General features: G+C 51.5%; 14 protein-coding genes. 11 read left to right on the forward strand and 3 right to left on the reverse strand.

All coding sequences use genetic code 11. The features are described from left to right. Positions 1-295 precede the first annotated feature (295 nt). The 5 genes from dapA to RIC29_05620 all read left to right on the forward strand — a co-directional run bounded on the left by dapA (position 296) and on the right by RIC29_05620 (position 7,211). On the forward strand, positions 296-1,195 hold the full coding sequence (dapA, locus tag RIC29_05600; GenBank protein ID MEQ8734377.1) for a 4-hydroxy-tetrahydrodipicolinate synthase: 900 nt from the start codon (positions 296-298) through the stop codon (positions 1,193-1,195). Between the two features lie 47 nt (positions 1,196-1,242). Beyond that, positions 1,243-1,905: a dienelactone hydrolase family protein gene (locus RIC29_05605; GenBank protein MEQ8734378.1), complete on the forward strand. Its 663-nt coding sequence runs from the start codon at positions 1,243-1,245 to the stop codon at positions 1,903-1,905. Between the two features lie 35 nt (positions 1,906-1,940). Next, positions 1,941-2,696, forward strand: coding sequence for a sulfite exporter TauE/SafE family protein (locus RIC29_05610; GenBank protein MEQ8734379.1), 756 nt, complete (start codon positions 1,941-1,943; stop codon positions 2,694-2,696). Positions 2,697-2,821: 125 nt separating this feature from the next. Then, entirely contained in the window at positions 2,822-6,664 is a 3,843-nt protein-coding gene (locus RIC29_05615; protein ID MEQ8734380.1) for a PAS domain S-box protein, read from the forward strand. Between the two features lie 61 nt (positions 6,665-6,725). Beyond that, positions 6,726-7,211, forward strand: a complete 486-nt coding sequence (locus RIC29_05620; GenBank protein MEQ8734381.1) for a response regulator — start codon at positions 6,726-6,728, stop codon at positions 7,209-7,211. A gap of 21 nt (positions 7,212-7,232) precedes the next feature. On the opposite strand, the gene RIC29_05625 is transcribed toward RIC29_05620, so the two are convergent. Further along, entirely contained in the window at positions 7,233-8,408 is a 1,176-nt protein-coding gene (locus tag RIC29_05625; protein ID MEQ8734382.1) for a DegT/DnrJ/EryC1/StrS family aminotransferase, read from the reverse strand. Positions 8,409-8,649: 241 nt separating this feature from the next. Here RIC29_05625 and RIC29_05630 point away from each other — a divergent pair, with 241 nt between their 5' ends. Continuing rightward, positions 8,650-9,660, forward strand: coding sequence for a hypothetical protein (locus RIC29_05630; protein MEQ8734383.1), 1,011 nt, complete (start codon positions 8,650-8,652; stop codon positions 9,658-9,660). Positions 9,661-9,865: 205 nt separating this feature from the next. Beyond that, the gene (locus tag RIC29_05635) at positions 9,866-12,166 is read left to right on the forward strand and encodes a S8 family serine peptidase (GenBank protein MEQ8734384.1); all 2,301 of its coding nucleotides are present in this window, start codon (positions 9,866-9,868) and stop codon (positions 12,164-12,166) included. Between the two features lie 33 nt (positions 12,167-12,199). Here RIC29_05635 and RIC29_05640 read toward each other — a convergent pair whose 3' ends face one another. After that, positions 12,200-12,868 carry a glutathione S-transferase family protein gene (locus tag RIC29_05640; GenBank protein MEQ8734385.1) on the reverse strand — a complete coding sequence of 223 codons (669 nt, stop codon included), beginning with the start codon at positions 12,866-12,868 and terminating at the stop codon, positions 12,200-12,202. A gap of 98 nt (positions 12,869-12,966) precedes the next feature. After that, the gene (locus tag RIC29_05645; protein ID MEQ8734386.1) at positions 12,967-13,467 is read right to left on the reverse strand and encodes a DUF2937 family protein; all 501 of its coding nucleotides are present in this window, start codon (positions 13,465-13,467) and stop codon (positions 12,967-12,969) included. 138 nt (positions 13,468-13,605) lie between these two features. Here RIC29_05645 and queA point away from each other — a divergent pair, with 138 nt between their 5' ends. From queA to RIC29_05665, 4 genes are read left to right on the forward strand one after another with little or no spacing between them, the layout of a single operon-like run. Continuing rightward, positions 13,606-14,640: a tRNA preQ1(34) S-adenosylmethionine ribosyltransferase-isomerase QueA gene (queA, locus tag RIC29_05650; GenBank protein MEQ8734387.1), complete on the forward strand. Its 1,035-nt coding sequence runs from the start codon at positions 13,606-13,608 to the stop codon at positions 14,638-14,640. Further along, positions 14,637-15,770, forward strand: coding sequence for a tRNA guanosine(34) transglycosylase Tgt (gene tgt, locus RIC29_05655; GenBank protein ID MEQ8734388.1), 1,134 nt, complete (start codon positions 14,637-14,639; stop codon positions 15,768-15,770). Before queA ends, tgt begins: the two co-directional genes overlap by 4 nt. Before the next feature lie 25 nt (positions 15,771-15,795). Continuing rightward, on the forward strand, positions 15,796-16,887 hold the full coding sequence (gene queG / locus RIC29_05660) for a tRNA epoxyqueuosine(34) reductase QueG (protein MEQ8734389.1): 1,092 nt from the start codon (positions 15,796-15,798) through the stop codon (positions 16,885-16,887). Beyond that, positions 16,872-17,672, forward strand: a complete 801-nt coding sequence (locus RIC29_05665; protein MEQ8734390.1) for an SUMF1/EgtB/PvdO family nonheme iron enzyme — start codon at positions 16,872-16,874, stop codon at positions 17,670-17,672. The genes queG and RIC29_05665 overlap by 16 nt, the downstream gene beginning before the upstream one ends. Positions 17,673-17,676 lie beyond the last annotated feature (4 nt).

Consider the following 17,676-nt stretch of genomic DNA (forward strand, 5'->3'; position numbering starts at 1 on the left):
ATACGACCTGTTCCCAGCGGTTCCAACCCAGTTTGTAGGCTCGATTCTCGTCCTAAATGGAGTGATTTGATCTCATTTCCTGGGATTCTATGGTCGTTAGACGACGCTAAAGGGCCTTATTTTTTCCCAAAATGTGCTAGAAGGCTGAAAGAATACGTTTGAGGGGGAACCATTTGGCCATGGCTAAAACTGCCACGTCTGAGCAAATTGTCACGGGGCTGGTGCTGGCCAGTGATCGTGCGTGCGCTGCTCAAACCTACGTTTTGAATGGCTCAAGTGTTGATATAATAACGTCATGATTAAGTTGGGCCGAAATTTCCTACGCGGCGCGTACACACCGCTCATCACGCCCTTTAATGGGTGGTCGGTGGATTACGATGCTTTTGCGCGCTTTATAGATTGGCAAATTCGTAACGGCGCTGATGGGCTCCTTGTTGGCGGGACCTCTGGCGAGCCTATGGCGCTCTCATTGACCGAACGGCAGAACCTGCTGCGGATTGCGGTCAGCTCTGCGCGCCGTCGCGTTCCTGTTGTTGCTCAAACCGGTGGTGTGTCATTGGCCGACACCTGGGCGCTTACGGAACACGCCGAGCAGGTTGGCGCTGATGCGGTGATGATAATGATGCCGCCGTTCTCCAAGCCGCCGCAACGTGGCTTGAAGGCGTATGTGTCTTATGTTGCGCGCGCCACGTCTAAGCCCATATTGTTATATCAAATTCCCAGCCGGACGTGCGCCACCCTTGAACTGGATACGCTGGAAGACCTGTGTGAAGACGTACCATCTATTGTCGGGTTGAAGCAGTCGTCTGAGGATGAAGCCTTCGATAGTGCGTTATCGTCCCGTTTGGGTGATGAATTCCGGCTGTTCATGGGGCTCCCCAAGATGGCATTTGAACGTATTCCCAAAGTGGCCAGTGGTTTGATCGTGGCGCTTGGAAATGTCGTGCCTGGGAAAATTTCGCAGTTGTGTACTCATGCGGAAGAGGGGGAACTCTCAGAAGCTATGGCCTTGCGTGATGAACTCTCAGACCTCAATGCGGCGGCTTTCCTTGATACCAGCCCCATCGGCGTCAAGTATATGGCGTGGAAGATGGGGCTAATTACGTCTGGGGAATGTCGTTTGCCGTTGATGCCGCCACGGCGTGAGGACGTCGAAGCGATGGACGATGCGCTCGAGTCAGCGGGTTTGCTCTAGTCGTTTTCTCCACACAAAAACAAGCCAAGATTTAAGGGAATTCATTGATGGGATCCATGATCACGTTAACGGCAAAAGATGGTCATACTTTTAATGCTTATGTGGCCAAGCCAAAGGGTGAGGCAAAGGGCGGCCTGGTCATCATTCAAGAAATCTTTGGCGTAAATGACCATATGATGGAAGTTACGGATGCGTTCGCAGAGCAGGGCTATTTGGCAATTTGCCCGGCCTTTTTTGATCGCGTCGAGCCGAACTTGATTTTGTCTTATAGCGATTTTGGTCGGGGGCGCGATATCGTCGGACAGATCTCTGATGAAGCCGTGCTTGCAGACATTAATGCGGCCGCTCATCACGTGAGGTCGGCGGGTAAGGTTGGCGTTATTGGGTATTGCTGGGGCGGAGCTATGGCCTTTCTTGGTGCCTGCAAGGCTGACGTTGATTGCGGTGTGTCCTACTACGGAACGCGGTTGATTCACTATAGCCCTGAGATGAAACCGCGCGTACCAATGCAGTATCATTATGGCGAGACAGACCAATCCTTTCCCATGGACGCCGTTGAGAAGGTCATGGCCGAACAGCCGGAAGGGGAGCACTTTGTTTATTCTGAGGCCGATCACGGCTTCAGTTGTACCGGGCGGTCGCAATATAACCCTGAGGCAACGAAACTGGCGCTCCAGCGTGTATTAGCCTTTTTTGAACAAACGCTTTAGTTGGTCGCGCTTGACCACGGTCTTGCACCTATAGGATGCCTGATCTCGACCTCTTCACGGTGTTAATTCTGGTGGCTGGTTTTGCCGTTGGTGGTTTGGCAAAAGGTGTGTTTGGCCTTGGTATGCCCTTTATGGCATTGCCCATTTTCGTCATTGTATTGCCGTATCAGGTCGCGGTTGCGCTTTTTCTAGTTCCAAATTTTACAGCAAATTTTCAGCAAGCTGTTCGCAAGGGAGTATGGCGCGCAAATCTAAAGCGGTTTCTATGGCTCATCATTCCGATGCTGATCATTGTACCGTTCGCTGTTCAGGTGTTGGTGCGCATTAATCAACAGACCGGGCTGCTCATTCTTGGACTCATCTCGTTAATTTTTGTTTTTAGCCAGGTTCAGCCCATCAAGCTGACACTTCAGGCGAGAGCTGAAAAGGTGTGGAATCCTGTTGTTGGTGTCGCGGCCGGTGTTTTGTGTGGGCTCTCTGGGCTCTATGGACCGGTACTGATTGTTTATCTCCTGGCTTTGCGCATCCCAAAAGATGAATTTGTTTCCGCCTTGGCGCTTATGTATTTCTTAGGCTCATTTGCGCTCTATGGAAGTTTGGCCTTTGCTGAGGTTCTAACGTTAGAGGTTGCCGCCATAAGTGCGGTCGGTGCGATCATCATTGCCTTCATGATTTTCCTTGGCCAGAAACTTAGGGACCGGCTTGATGAAGACCGGTATCGCAAACTCGTTCTTCTCTTACTGTTTCTTGTGGGTTGCGATTTAATCAGACGCGCTGTTGTTTCAGGTTAAGTCATCCAATGCCTGCGCAGGTTTTTACACCCAGGGTTGATTCGCTAAGGCTATACTGACGCGTTACTTCCCCTCGTACTCTGTTAAAGTTACACGAATCGGCTCTCTGAGGTTGAAGGCGGCGCATGAATACAACGGGCAAACGGTCCGGCAAAAATGTGATAGTTGCGCTTGCTTTGGCAGCGGCGGTTTTTGTCGCATCAGCGGTTGGCATTAAGGCTGTTCATGATCGCGTCATTGTGCCCATGGCAACTGCCGCTGATGATCCTGAACTGAACGTTCTGATTTTTGATATTTTTGTTGGGGTGTGCGTTCTGCTCGTCATTCTTGTTTGGTGGGCGCTGCGTGGTTTTATAGCACAGCGTCATGCTGCCAAGGACCGGGAAGATCACGCTGAGACGGAGCAGAAACTTAAATACAACGAGGAACAACTCGACCGGGCAATCGAAGCCGCGAATGCGGCCATTTGGGACTGGGATCTCAATAAAGATGCACTAACCACGTCGCCAAGGTTTGCAGAAATATTGGGTATGCCTCCGGACCAATGGCACCCTTCGATATCGTTACATCACAAGCTTTGCCATCCAAATGATTTAGCCGCTGTTAAATCTGCTTTTGAGGCGCATCTTAATACGGGCAGTCCATATGATATTGAATACCGTATGCGCCGGCCCGACGGAACCTACGCCTGGGTACACAGTCGCGGCCGGGCCGTATTTAACGATGAGGGTATGGCTGAGCGCATGGTTGGTACTGTCACCGACATAACCAAAAGGCGCGAAGAACAAGAGAAGTTAAGGCGGAACGAAGAAACACTTGAACTGGCCATTCAGGCTTCACGGGCAGGCTACTTTGACCGCCGGTGGGATTATGAGGAGATTTACTGGTCTCCGCGGTTATTGGAAATACTAGGAATTACCGATCCAGATTTTAAGCCGACTACAAACAGCTTTGATGAGATTCTACACCCGGATGACCGACCTCAGTTGTTAAAGGATGTCCGCGCCTTTCAAGAGTCACACGTGACTTTAGATACAGAATGCAAAGTACTTCATGCAAACGGACATTACATTTGGGTGCAACTCAAGGCGATGATTCAACGCGATGAGTTGGGCCACCCCCTTCGCAGTATCGGGTTCGTCATTGATATATCCGACCGGAAGCGAATTGAGCTTGAACTCGAAGCGCGTAAAAAGATGTTTGAAGATGTGGCGACGGCGGCTGGAGAATACATCTGGGAATTTGATCAGAACGGTGTGTTTACCTTTGTTTCTGACCGGGTCGCGCTGGTGCTTGGCTATGAAGCGAAGGACGTTCTTGGCCGTAGACCAATCGATTTTATGGATCCCAAACAAGCAAAACGGGCTCTGGTTGAGTTCGCCCGAATAACACGAGGTAAAGAGTCGTTTAAGGGTTTTGAAGTGCCAGGTCTGAAGCGAGACGGTACAACTGTTTGGCAGCAGCTCAGTGGGACGCCGGTATTGGATAGTGCTGGCGAAATGCATGGTTACCGGGGTGTCTCACGCGATATTACGGCACAAAAGAATGCTGAGCTCGCTGTGGCCCGCAGCGAAAAGAAATTTCGAGATCTTATAGAGGGGTCGATTCAAGGACTGGTTGTTCATCGACGCTATAAGCCTTTGTTCATAAATGATTCTTATGCCCGAATGATTGGGTATGACACTGGTGCTCAGATGCTGGACCGTGTCAGCTCAATGCTAGAAATATTGCCTCCTGAGTTTTCAGTGAAGTCAGATGAATTCTGGATACAGAGCATGTCGGGCGCACTGGATGGACAGATTATTCGTGGAGCTGTTCTGGACAAGCATGGTCGCACGATATGGACGGACGCCATTGGCCGCGTTGTGGATTGGGACGGAGAGCCGGCATTTCAGATCACTGTTATTGACGTGACAGATCAGCAAGATGCTGAAAATGCATTACTCGAGAGTGAAGAGCGTTTTCGTGTTGTTGCTGAGAACGCAAAAGATCTCATCACCATACGGAATTCAGATGGTACGCTGATGTTTGCCTCGCCTTCTGCATTTGCGATTACCGGTTATTCACCTGAGGAATTGATCAATAGCCCAACGGGTTCGTTGACCTATGAGGATGATAAAGAAAAAATAGATCAGCGCAGGATGGCGCGGTACAGCGGCAAAGAAAAGGCTGGCAGCTCGTTGCTGTGGCGGTTGCGGCGTAAAGACGGGCAAGTGATTTGGCTTGAGACCTCTTCATCGAGCTTACCTCTAAAGGAAGGTGAGAATCGGCCCCGCGTGCTTTCCATGTCGCGCGATGTGACGGATCGTGTTGAACGCGAACGTGAGATGGAAGCCGCGCAAGACCGCCTAACGCGCCAAGCGCAGGAACTGTCTGAGCTTGCTATTCGTTTGGAAGAAGAGCGGGAGCGTGCCGAAGAGGCAAATATCGCTAAGTCACAATTTTTGGCCATGATGAGCCATGAGTTGCGAACGCCGATGACGGGTGTTCTGGGTATGGTCGATTTGCTCAACAGAACACAAGTCGATGACAGTCAACGCGACATGCTCAAGACGTTGCATCGCTCGGCATCGGCGTTGCTGGAATTGCTCAACGACATTCTTGATTTTTCAAAAATTGAAGCCGGTGAGCTAGAGCTGGAAATAATCGATTTTCGTTTGTCTGATCTCATGAGAGATGTTGGAGAGTTGTTTGATCCGGTGCTCTCTCTCAAAGGTCTATCCTTGAACATAAACATTGATGAAAGTATAGACGATGTCGTGCGTGGAGACCCAACTCGTGTGCGGCAGGTTCTGCTTAATTTGATTGGGAATGCCAATAAATTTACTGAGGCGGGCGGAGTCACGGTTAATGTCAATCAAGACGATAACTTGTCTGGCGCTCTTAATCTGCGTTTCCAAGTGATTGACACTGGGATTGGGATTTCCTCTGAGAATCAAGACAATTTGTTTAATGCTTTTGTTCAAGCGGAATCAAATACAACACGAAAATTCGGAGGGACTGGCTTAGGATTGGCAATCTGTAAGCAACTCGTTGAGGCTATGGGCGGGGTGATCTGGGTCGACTCAGAGTTAGGTAAAGGTTCCACGTTTACATTCATCTGCCCGTTCACTGCAGGCGATGACGTTGTGGCGGATGCCAATCGACCTGGAGTTTCCCTTTCTGATGATATCAAGCTCGCGCCACTCAGCATTTTGGTTGCGGAGGATAACCCGACCACGCAGATGTTGGTCCGCACCATGTTAGAGCGCGAAGGGCACATCGTATCGACGGCTGATAATGGCGCGATAGCCTTAGACATGGCTCAAGAAAATGATTTCGATATTATCCTGATGGATATGCAGATGCCGGTGATGGATGGCCCAGAGGCCATGGAGAAAATCAGGGCTTTGCCGGGTAAAATTGCGACCTGTCCGATCATCGCTTTGACCGCTGATGCCATCCGGGGGCATCGCCAAGGTTATCTGAAATCTGGAGCGAATGTTATCGTAACGAAGCCCATCACCTGGCCGTTTCTTTTTGCACAGATGGCTCAGTTGACTGGGCAAAATTATAAAGTCCAGGCAGGTGAGGTTGTTGCTGTAGCCCAAGAGAACGCCGCCGATATCGCCAACGGCATAGGAGTCGAGTACCAAAGGTACCCCTTAGTTGATTCGACGATGCTCGATGCTCTACTTGAAGTTCTCGACCCACAAACTTTGGCTCCAATGGTAGTGAATTTCCAACAAGGCATGAAAAAATATATGTACGAGCTCGAGCAGTTTGTTGATGAAAAAAATTTGGAGCAAAATAAGAGAATAGGCCATGCGTTAAAAGGGTTGTCAGCTCAGTTCGGTGCCGCCCGGGTGAGCGCTATAGCAAAAACAATTGAAGAGTCAGCTGACGATATACAGCAGATTAGCGATTTATTACCTTTACTACGCCAATCAATTAACGAGACACTCATTGAGTTTGATCGCCGCGAATAGGGTGATGTCTATTTGCACAATTATTTTTACACTTTTTGTAAAGTGAATAGGAGTTTTTAGTTTGGCCATACCAAAACTAGATCTCTCAGAGTTAACGTTTGTTGTTGTGGACGATGAGGTTTCAATCATCAATCTCATATCCGCACTGCTTGTCAGTTCTGGTGCGAAGAAGGTTCACAAATGCAAATCGGCGATTGAAGCGCAACAGATTATTTCTGATCATAACGTTAAGATTGATTGCATTATTTCTGATTATGGAATGGAGCCTGTTTCAGGTTTAGAACTCTTACAAAAAATTCGTGTTGGGACTAGTCCTGGTGTCTCCCGCAACATACGGTTCGTCATGCTTACCGGTCATGGTGAAGCCGAAGTTGTTAAAACGGCTATGATTCTTGATGTAGATGGGTACGTCATTAAGCCTATTTCGCAAAAAGGTCTTATTTCTGCGTTGGAGAGGGCGTTTGCGCGCAAGCGTGTTCTTAAGGCTGGATCAGGGTATGCGGATGTTATCTTGCCTGAAGATGTCGTTGGGTCGGCCTCAAATTAAACCTATTTTTGAGACTCTGTTCTAACGTGTCGCCGCGTTGAGTGTTGACGCTAAAGTCTGTCCAATAAGGTGAATATTGTCTTCCGTGAGTGTGGGGTGGACCGGGAGTATAAGGGTTCGGTCTGCAAGCGCTAACACGTTTGGTCGCGCGTTAGAGGTGTTTATGCGGTCATTGAAGAAAGCCCGTTCGTTAGAGATATCAGGGCAGGCCCCTACGCCTGCTGAGATTCCCTGTGCATTCAGATCGTTAAGAATGCGATTCCGTGTCCAGCCGGTTTTGAGAGCTCTGTTGTTTAGTAATACGTAGTACTTGTAATAACTATGATGCACATCCTCTGGCGGCGTGAGGTCTGCAATCAGCGGAGAGTCGGCAATTGCAGCCGTTAGGACCTGTGCGTTTTTACGCCGCGCATCAATCCACTTGTCGAGTTTCTGCAGCTGTATACGACCAATGGCGGACTGCATTTCTGTCATGCGCCAATTTGTGGCAAAGGAATCTACAAGCCATCTAAATCCAGTGTTTGCACTTTTGGTATGCGCTTGCTTGTAGTTCCAGCCATGGTCTCTGAGAGACCACATGCGTTGATAAAGGTTTTTATCATTCGTCAGAATGAGGCCGCCTTCGCCGCCAGTCGTAATAATTTTATCCTGGCAGAATGAAAAACAACCAACGTCTCCCAAGGTGCCAACCGCCTGGCCCTTGTAGAGCGCGCCGTGGGCCTGCGCACAGTCTTCAATAACATACAGCCCAGAGGATTTGGCAATCGAGATGATCGAGTCCATATCCGCGGGCCAGCCCGCCAAATGGACCGGAATGATGGCTTTGGATTTCTCTGATAACACGGCTGCAATAGAGTTTTCATTGAGAGTTTGAGAACGTAAATCAACGTCTGCGACGACCGGAATTGCACCGCAGCGCACAACAGCGGATGCGGTGGCGATGAATGTTCTGGCAGGGACGACAACCTCGTCTCCGGGTCCAATCCCAAGTGCTTCTAAGGCAAGTTCAAGCGCGGCTGTTCCATTGGCCACGGTGAGCGCGTGTTTGGCGCCGGTGGCTGCAGCGTATTCCTCTTCAAACAGTTTGCCTTCTGGGCCTGTTCTGTAATTGACCTTCCCAGAGCGCAGGACTGCGGCAACAGCGGCGATTTCGTCTTCCGCATAAAAGGGCCACGGAGCAAATATTGGAGCGCTCATATTTTGTCGGAATCCCGTAAGCAAGTATAAAATAGTGGCCACGTTTGCGATTGAATGCCTAGACTATAACGCCCAATTTGGATTGGTGTTAGGAGCGTTTATACTATTTCAGTTTAGAAATTGCTGAATCCTAGAATTGCGCTTGATGAGAGGCTTGTACGATTGTCTGTGTCCTGATCAGGGCTTTCTCTGACTGATCTTTGAACTTCTATAACGCGTCATGACTGTCTAAGGTCAATCTATGGAGAGCAATTTATTAACACCGCCCGCTGCAAGGGTGGGCGCTGTGATTGGTGCTGCGGCCTCTGTTATTTTTTTGGCGCATCTGTCTTATTTTGCGATCAACGTGCCGTCTCTCGAAAGCGAGACGATATTTTTTAGCCGCACGATTGCATGTGCATCTGCAATTCTTAGTCTTTTTCTAATCAACAAAGTGTTGTCTGCCTGGACAGGCGATGGGGTTGTCGGAGCTTCAGCCGCATTGGGTTTCCTTCTGTTTCCAGCAACAGCCTTTGTGTATGGGCTCTTTGTTCCTATCGCGATGCTGGTTTTATTGTTTTTGCTGGGTGTTTGGCTTGCGACGGTTATTGACTGTGGTGCGCACATTCTCGTGCCGCTCCTGATTGGAGGCATTGCCGCTGCGTTACCGTTCTTGGCGATCGGTGGATTTTATCTGAGTGCCGCTCTGTTGTGTTTGGTCGCTATTGAGCGACCGCCAAAACGATTTCTGATGATTGCTGCTGGCGCGGTGGTTCTTTTTGGAGTTGCGCTGAGTTTTTCTTTGCCAGGAATAGAGAACATCGTTCCTAAGGCTTGGGGTTTTGTGTCGATGCCGGTCCTGTTGGATGGGGTCGTGCGGCCCTACGCCATGTTATGGCTCGGGTTGGCCTTTAGTTTTTGCAGCGCGCTCGGATCAAAATCTTTGAGACAGTGTTTATCTTCTGTGTTGGTCAGGCGATTGGCAGTGATCGCCATTGTGTTTTGTCTGGCAATGCTGAGTATGATAATTGGCGATAGAGATGGCGGGACTGATCTATCTCTAGCACTCGCGTTCAATGCTATTCTTCCTCTAGGGGTTATGCTCACGTTGCCCATGGTGTTGTGGATCAGATTTGTAATGCCTCAGGTCAAGTCGATATGGATTTGGATTCTATTACCGGTGGTTATGTACAGCTGTTTCTGGGTTGTTTTGGGACCGATTGATTTAAGCGCTTTTCCCTACGATCAAATCGGTTCGCGCTCAAAGCCTTAAGCCGGTGGCCAACGCCAAACATTCTGTAAATGAGGGGTCGAGTCTCAATAGCCACTCCAAACCAGCCGATATCACCACATGAAGCTCAAAAGCATTATACAAGGAATAGCCTTAAGCTTATGTTTTATAAGGATTTATCTGTATTGCTAAGTGGTCAGCGCTGGACATCGGGCCTGTAATTGGGTCATATTCACAAAGATCACATATGGACCGGTTGACTGAGCCGGGCCACGTTAGTTCTGAGGTTGGCGCGCGACGTAAGTTCGTATCGCGCTATTTTGCGTTGGACGCTACCGCTTTATTGAAATGGCGTGTACGACTGATGAATCTTAAGTCTGGAAAATTTACAAGCCCGCTCATTGGCTTTCTTGGCTGTGTGGCCAGCGGCTTTTTTAACCGTGCAGCAATGCGTTCGGGAGCTTGGAGTTCTAGAGCCCTTGTCGGTTTTGTGCTGGCCCTGGCCTTGATCGCCCAGCCTGCTCAGGCCCAGCTGGATCAGATTATTCAACAGCTGGAAGCCGAGGGTCAGGCGCGCGTCATTGTGCGCATGAAGGCCGCTGGTCAGCAGCCGGACTGGGATCAGGCCAAAAGTGTGGTGCAGCAACGCAGCAGCGTGAGGCAAATGCGTCAGCGCTTTGATCCCGCCTTGGCAAAGCGTGAACTTGTTGTGCAGCGCGGGTTTTCATCCCTACCATTCGTTGGCGTTCAAGTTGATCGTGATGGCCTAGGGGCGCTGCTGGCCATGGAAGAGGTCGCGGATGTGTATCCGGTGGTGGTGGAGCGTAAGGCGGAAGCGCAACGCACCATAGAATCTCAGTCATTGGCCTCTTCAGTCAGTTCCATTGATGTGCAAGGGGCCTGGGCACGAGGGTACGAAGGCGAAGGATTTACTGTCGCAGTGATCGACGGAGGGATCGCAACAAGTCATCCCATGCTGGCCGGAAAGTCGGTCGGGGATGCCTGCTTCTCTGCAACCTTTGGCAACGACACGTTTACGCAATGCCCCTCCGGTAACACACCAGAAATTGGCACAGGCGCGGCGTCAAACTGTCCGCTCGGGTCGTCCCGGTGTGACCATGGAACCCATGTCGCCTCAATAGCTGTGGGCAACGACGGTACAACCTTTGGCGTGGCCCGTGGCGCGCAACTGATGCCAATTGATGTTTTTTCAGAGGTCACGAGCAGCAGTGAATGTGCACCTGATACCGCGCCGTGCGAATTGACGGACTCACTGGCTGTGCTGGATGCGCTCAATTATGTCAACGAGAATGTCGATACCTATAATATTGTCGCCGTTAATTTGAGTCTCGGCGGTGGCGCTTTTGCAGGTGCGTGTGATTCAGACCCGCGTAAAGTCGTCATTGATATGTTGCGCGAAAAAGGTGTGGCCACGGTCTCATCGGCTGGCAATCAAAGCTCAAACTCTACGATCAGTGCGCCCTCGTGTATTTCTGCGGCAGTCGCCGTCGGTGCAACAAATGATAATATAGTGGTGGCGTCTTTCTCTAATTTTACACCCTCCGTTGATTTAATGGCGCCTGGTGTTGCTATTCGGGCCGCTCGTGCCTCCGGTGGCCTTGTGTCGTTGAGCGGGACATCTATGGCCGCACCGCATGTTGCTGGTGCCTATGCGCTTATCAACTCTGCGGTTTCTAATGTCTCTGTCGACGCGATTGATGACGCCTTAAAGGCGACGGGCACAGCCGTGAGTAGGTCAGGACAAAACTTCAGCCTGCCGCGCATTCAGGTCAACCAAGCAATTCTGGATATGCAGGGGATCAATATAAGAGTGTTCAACAACGTCATTGGATCGCGGACGACGGCAGTCGGCGAGTCTTATGTTCGGTTACACAACGCAAGCGCAACGCCCGGACGTGCACGCGTCACATTGCGCGATGCGGAAACAGGTGACCAGCTTGGCCGTTGGACCAGCCCTGATATTCCGGCGCATGCGTCTTTTCAGTTCAATGTCAGCCGCCTTGAGTCTGAGGCAGAGTCAGAAGTGCTCATCGCTCGAGATGACCGCACGTACTACAATCTTGTTGTCGAGTCTGGTTTTGCAGGATCTATGCAACACATTTTGTGGCAACAGGCCGCTGGTGTTTTATCGAACATGACAAGCTGCACTGACGGCGTGCAAGGCGGAGAACGGACGCTTCTGAACGTGCACAGCCCAAGTATTGTTCAGTATCAATCATCTGTGCGGATCTATAATTCAGGGGCGCTTAATGCGCGGCCAGACCTTGATATTTATAATGCGACAACAGGCGAATTGTTGGGCCGCTGGGCAGCGCCCCAAATCGACGCCGGGGCGGCACACGAGGCCGCGATGGGCGAAATCTTAGCTGGCTTGGACTCAGAGCAAGCGCTCGGGGTTATACCAGTCCATCTTAATGTCGAGCTGGCTGAAGGTTTTAACGGCTACTTGCAACACACCATCCGCAACATGTCTGCTGATGTTCTGACGGATATGTCTGCAAAGTGCGCTTTGGGCCGCAGCCGTTAAATCCTTTGGGTGTTCATCACCTCATGAGCGTGATCAGGTTGTCACCATACCCTGACCCGTCTTGATAAGGTCAGCTTCAGCAAGCACTTCTAGCTGCTCAGGAACATCCACACCGCGCTGACAGGCGGGGCGCGCAGCCATTGCTTCGTGCCAACGCTTCACATGATCTAATCCATCGATTGAGATCCCCGACCACTCGTGGGTGCGCACCCAGGTCCAATTGGCGATATCGGCAATGGAATAGTCGCCCGCAAGCCACTCATTGTCAGCGAGGCGAGTGTTTAAGACTCCGATGAGTCGACGGCCTTCTTTCTGATAGCGGTCTATGGCGGGTTGAATTTTTTCCGGAAAATAGCGGAAGAACACATTCGCTTGACCCATCATCGGGCCAATGCCGCCCATCTGAAACATCAGCCATTGCATCACTAAGGATCGCCCCTTTTGATCGGTCGGCATCAGTCGGCCCGTTTTCTCGGCCAAGTAAATGAGAATCGCGCCCGACTCAAACACGACGAAGTCCTCTTCATCATGGTCAATGATGACAGGAATGCGGCCATTTGGATTGAGGGCTAAGAACCACGGTTCTTTCTGTGCCGACTCTTTCAAGGCGATCGGTGTTACCGTATAGGGTAGGCCGAGCTCCTCCAGAGCGACAGAGACTTTGTATCCGTTGGGCGTGCGCGATGTGAGGAGCTCGATCATGAAGTGTATATATCCCAGGTTATGAAATGAGGGCCCTGCAATACACTGTCAGAACGGAAAGCTGAAGGGGACGTGTGGTCAAAAAGAGTTGCGCCTGGCTAGACCGCAGCGCCACGTTTCCTAAACTTTCGTTTCCGAGGTTGGCCAAAGATGAGAACCAGTGGTAATTTCACGATCTCATAAATGATCAGGGCGCAGACGATACCTAACCCGATATACACAAAGGCATTGATATCTAGGGGAACGGCCGGAACAAAATCTGTCCACGTTCCCGTCATAATGGCCTCATCGGCATGTTGGAAAAATGTAAATGGACGGGTGATCACGTCAGAAGTGGTGATGGCGTCATAGCCAGACTGAAGCTCTGAAACGCGCAACCTGGCATCTGTTTCTAGTTCCCGGCGGACGGTGTCGCTCATGGTTTGATAGCGGACGCCGGTCTCGATGCGATCCAGGTTTAATTTAGCTTCGTCAAGGTGACCGCCGAGTCGTTGCAGATATTGATCGATAAATGCTTGGATTTGCGACGCACCCATCCCGGCAATAGCCGCTAAACTTGCGCCAATCAGCATATCGATTTTTTGTAAGAGCCAACCCAAGGCAACACCTCTCCGAGAAACTTATCTATCTTAACGGTTATGAGCCGTTCTTTCCAAACAACATGTGTCCAGTCTATAACCCGCCCGTTAAAGCCTAACTATGGCGATCCTATGTCGCTTACTGATCAACAGGGTTCTATGCGCGTCGATGATTTTGATTTTACACTGCCGACGGACAGAATCGCAGCGCGACCTGTAGTTCCGCGGGACGCGGCCCGCTTGCTGCATGTCAAGCCGGATCGTTTGTGTGACCTCAGCGTACTTGATCTGCCAGATATTCTGAATGAGGGTGATGTCCTCGTTTTTAACGATACGCGCGTAATTCCGGCGCGGCTTTACGGCACACGCGGCACGACCCCAATTGAGGTGCTCCTGCATCGTGCTGTCTCTGCCAATGAATGGCTGGCCTTGGCCCGGCCCGCAAAAAAGCTGAAGGTGGGAGATCGCCTCAATTTTGCCAAATCATTCTCGGCCTCTGTTTTGGGGCGTACCGATGATGGTTCTGTGAGACTTAACTTTAATCTTTCAGGCCAGGCGTTAAGCGCGGCTTTAGAGGCGCATGGCCATCTGCCGCTGCCCCCCTATATGGGTCGGGATGATGACGCCCAAGATGCAACGGATTATCAGACCATGTTTGCTGACGAAGAAGGTGCCGTTGCCGCGCCAACAGCAGGGCTCCATTTTACGCCGCGCTTGATGGAGCGCTTAGCTGCCAAGGGTGTGCAAATGGAGTTGCTCACTTTACATGTCGGCATCGGCACCTTCCAGCCGGTTAAGGTTGAGAACACAGATGATCACGTTATGCACAACGAATGGGCGCGTCTCAAAGACGATGTTGCGGCCCGATTAACGGCTGCAAAAACTGATGGCCGTCGCATTGTCGCTGTCGGAACCACAAGTTTACGCACGTTAGAATCCGCAGGCGATGAGCGCGGCGTAATCCATCCTTTTATGGGCGATACGGATATATTCATCGTGCCTGGCTATCGGTTCAAGGCGGTTGATGCGCTGCTGACCAATTTCCATTTGCCGAAATCTACCTTATTTATGCTGGTGTCCGCCTTTTCCGGGTTGGAGCGGATGCGCACAGCCTATGCCCACGCGGTTGAGTCTAACTATCGTTTTTACTCCTATGGCGATGCCTGCCTGCTTGAACGTGCGAGGACGCCATGAGCACTCCGACTTTTGGTCTCACTGTTGAAGCGATAGATGGACAGGCGCGCGCTGGCCATGTGACCACAGCCCATGGGCTGGTTGCGACACCGGCTTTTATGCCTGTTGGAACCGCGGCGACGGTTAAGGCGATGACGGTTGAAACTGTGGCATCAACCGGCGCGCAGATGATTCTGGGTAATACCTATCATTTGATGTTGCGACCCGGTGCTGAGCGCATTGAACGACTTGGCGGTCTGCGCGATTTTATGCGCTGGAAAGGTCCTGTTTTGACGGACTCTGGCGGCTACCAGGTGATGTCGCTGTCTCAATTGCGCAAGCTGACCGAAGACGGCGTCGCCTTTCAGTCCCATATCGACGGCAGCCGTCATATGCTAACGCCTGAGCGGGCTACGGAAATTCAACATCAATTGGGCTCGACCGTGACCATGGTGCTTGATGAATGCACGCCTTTTCCGGCGACAGAAAAACAGGCCGCAGATAGCATGGCGTTGTCGATGCGCTGGGCCGAACGGTGTAAGGCGGCCTATCAAGAGCGGCCCGGTTATGCATTGTTCGGCATTGTTCAAGGCGGTGTTTATCCAGATCTGCGTGCAGAGTCTGCAGCCGCGCTGGGCAGGATCGGTTTCGATGGCTATGCGGTTGGCGGTTTGGCCGTGGGTGAAGGCCAAGACCTCATGTTCGATGTCACGGCTGCAACAACCCCGCACCTTCCAGCCGATAAGCCCCGCTATCTAATGGGGGTTGGCAAACCGCTGGATATTATTGGGGCCGTTCAACGCGGCATTGATATGTTTGATTGTGTTTTGCCGACGCGATCAGGTCGCACGGCGCAGGCCTTTACGCGCTATGGGACGGTTAATCTTCGCAATGCCAGACATGCAGATGATCCCAGGCCGTTGGATGAGAGCGTTGCATGCCCGGCCAGCCAAGAATACAGCCGCGCTTATCTGCATCATCTGATAAAGTCCGATGAAATTCTCGGCATGATGCTTCTGACTTGGCATAATGTGGCGTTCTACCAACAACTGATGGCAGGTCTTCGTGACGCAATCCGCACCACCACCCTCGACGGATTTGCAGACGCCTTCAAAGCCGACTGGGCGAGAGGCGACATCGAACCCCTCTAACCAAAATACAGCGCTCAAAGCCGCTTTGGTGACTGAGGCCAAGCGGCTCGGTTTTGATGATGTGCGCGTCAGCTCTCCTGACTTATCAGATGACATTGCGGCCTCCGTGTCGGACTTTGTGGCAGCGGGTTATCACGGCGATATGGCGTGGATGGCAGAGACATTGCAACGCCGTCAGTCACCTCAGTCTTTGTGGTCAGAGGTGCGCTCCGTGATCTCCGTCGCTGTCAACTATGGCCCAAAGACTGACCCCTTGGAGCTGCTGAACCGCGCAGACCGGGGCGCGATCAGTGTGTATGCACGTGGTCGTGATTATCATGATGTATTGAAGAAACGGTTGAAGGCCCTTGCACGCTGGTTGATCGAGCAAAGACAAGAGTCTGAATTGAAGGTGTTTGTGGATACGGCACCAGTGCTTGAAAAACCGCTGGCTGAGTCTGCAGGGTTGGGTTGGCAGGGAAAACACACCAACGTTGTGTCCCGCACATATGGGTCTTGGATTTTTCTGGGTGAGTTGTTCACCACGCTGGCGCTTCCTGTTGATGATGCAGAGCAAGATCATTGCGGCTCATGTCAAAAATGTCTGGATGTGTGCCCAACGCATGCCTTTATCGATGCGCGTCGTCTGGATGCGCGCCGCTGCATCTCTTATCTGACCATTGAACACAAAGGCCACATAGATCTGGAATTAAGATCCTTAATGGGCAACCGTATCTATGGCTGTGATGATTGTCTCGCTGTGTGTCCGTGGAATAAGTTTGCCCAAGTTGCTGATCCGGCTGTTTTTAACCCTCGGATCGAATTGGAAGCGCCACGGCTGGCGGAGTTGGTGCAGTTGGATGATGCGGCCTTTCGACAGGTTTTCGCCGGCTCTCCGATCAAACGCATTGGGCGGCACAGGTTTGTTCGTAACGTGTTGATTGCGATTGGAAACAGTGGTTTGGCTTCGCTGACTAAGTGTGTGGAACCTCTGTGTGACGACGAGTCTCCGTTGGTGCGTGCTATGGCCGTTTGGGCTTTGTCGCGTATTGCGCCTGAATGTGCGCGACAGAAAAAAGGCTCTGCACTTTCTAAGGAATCTGATGCAGATGTGAGGGCGGAATGGTCAGCCGTTTAATCATCAATTTGAGTGCGCTTCTGCTTTATGCGTCTGCGCTGAGTACGGACGCGCGCGCCACTGTGCCTCCCGAAGTCATTCAGGATTGTGCAGACTGCCCTGAAATGGTGGTACTGCCGTCTGGTCGATTTGTGTTTGGGGCCAATGATCAGCGCGACACCTACGGCCCGGAACAGGATGTAGCGATCCCTTATCGGTTTGCCATCGCGGCCACGGAAATTACGTTTGATCAATACGAGGTCTGTGTGCAGGCAGGGGGCTGCACGGGCAATAAAAGCGATCATGGTTGGGGGCGTGGGACTCGACCTATCATCAATGTCGCCTGGCAGGACGCGGTGGATTATGCCGCATGGCTCAGTGAAAAGACCGGGGAGTCTTATCGGTTGCCCTCAGAGCAAGAGTGGGAATATGCCGCGCGCGGTGGCTCGGTGACGCGATTCCCATGGGGAGACGAGGTGGGATCCGGGCACGCGAATTGTCGTAAATGTGGCACCAAGTGGAGCGGCATAGGGTCGGCGCCCGTCGCACAATTCGCGCCAAATGGTTTTGGCTTATTCGATATGAGCGGCAATGTATCCGAATGGGTGGAGGATTGCTGGACGCAAAATCACGGAGCTTTAGAACAGCTTGATGTCGAAAGCCCTCAATGCACCTCCCGCGTCACGCGTGGGGGCGATTGGTATTACGTGCCTATTCTTGCAACATCGGCGGCCCGAAAACCCAACGCGCAAACCCTTTGGAGCTACACCATTGGGTTTCGCGTGGTGCGTGATCTAGGGTCTTAGGCGT

This window comes from Rhodospirillaceae bacterium (assembly GCA_040219235.1).
GTDB lineage: Bacteria > Pseudomonadota > Alphaproteobacteria > Rhodospirillales > Rhodospirillaceae > WLXB01.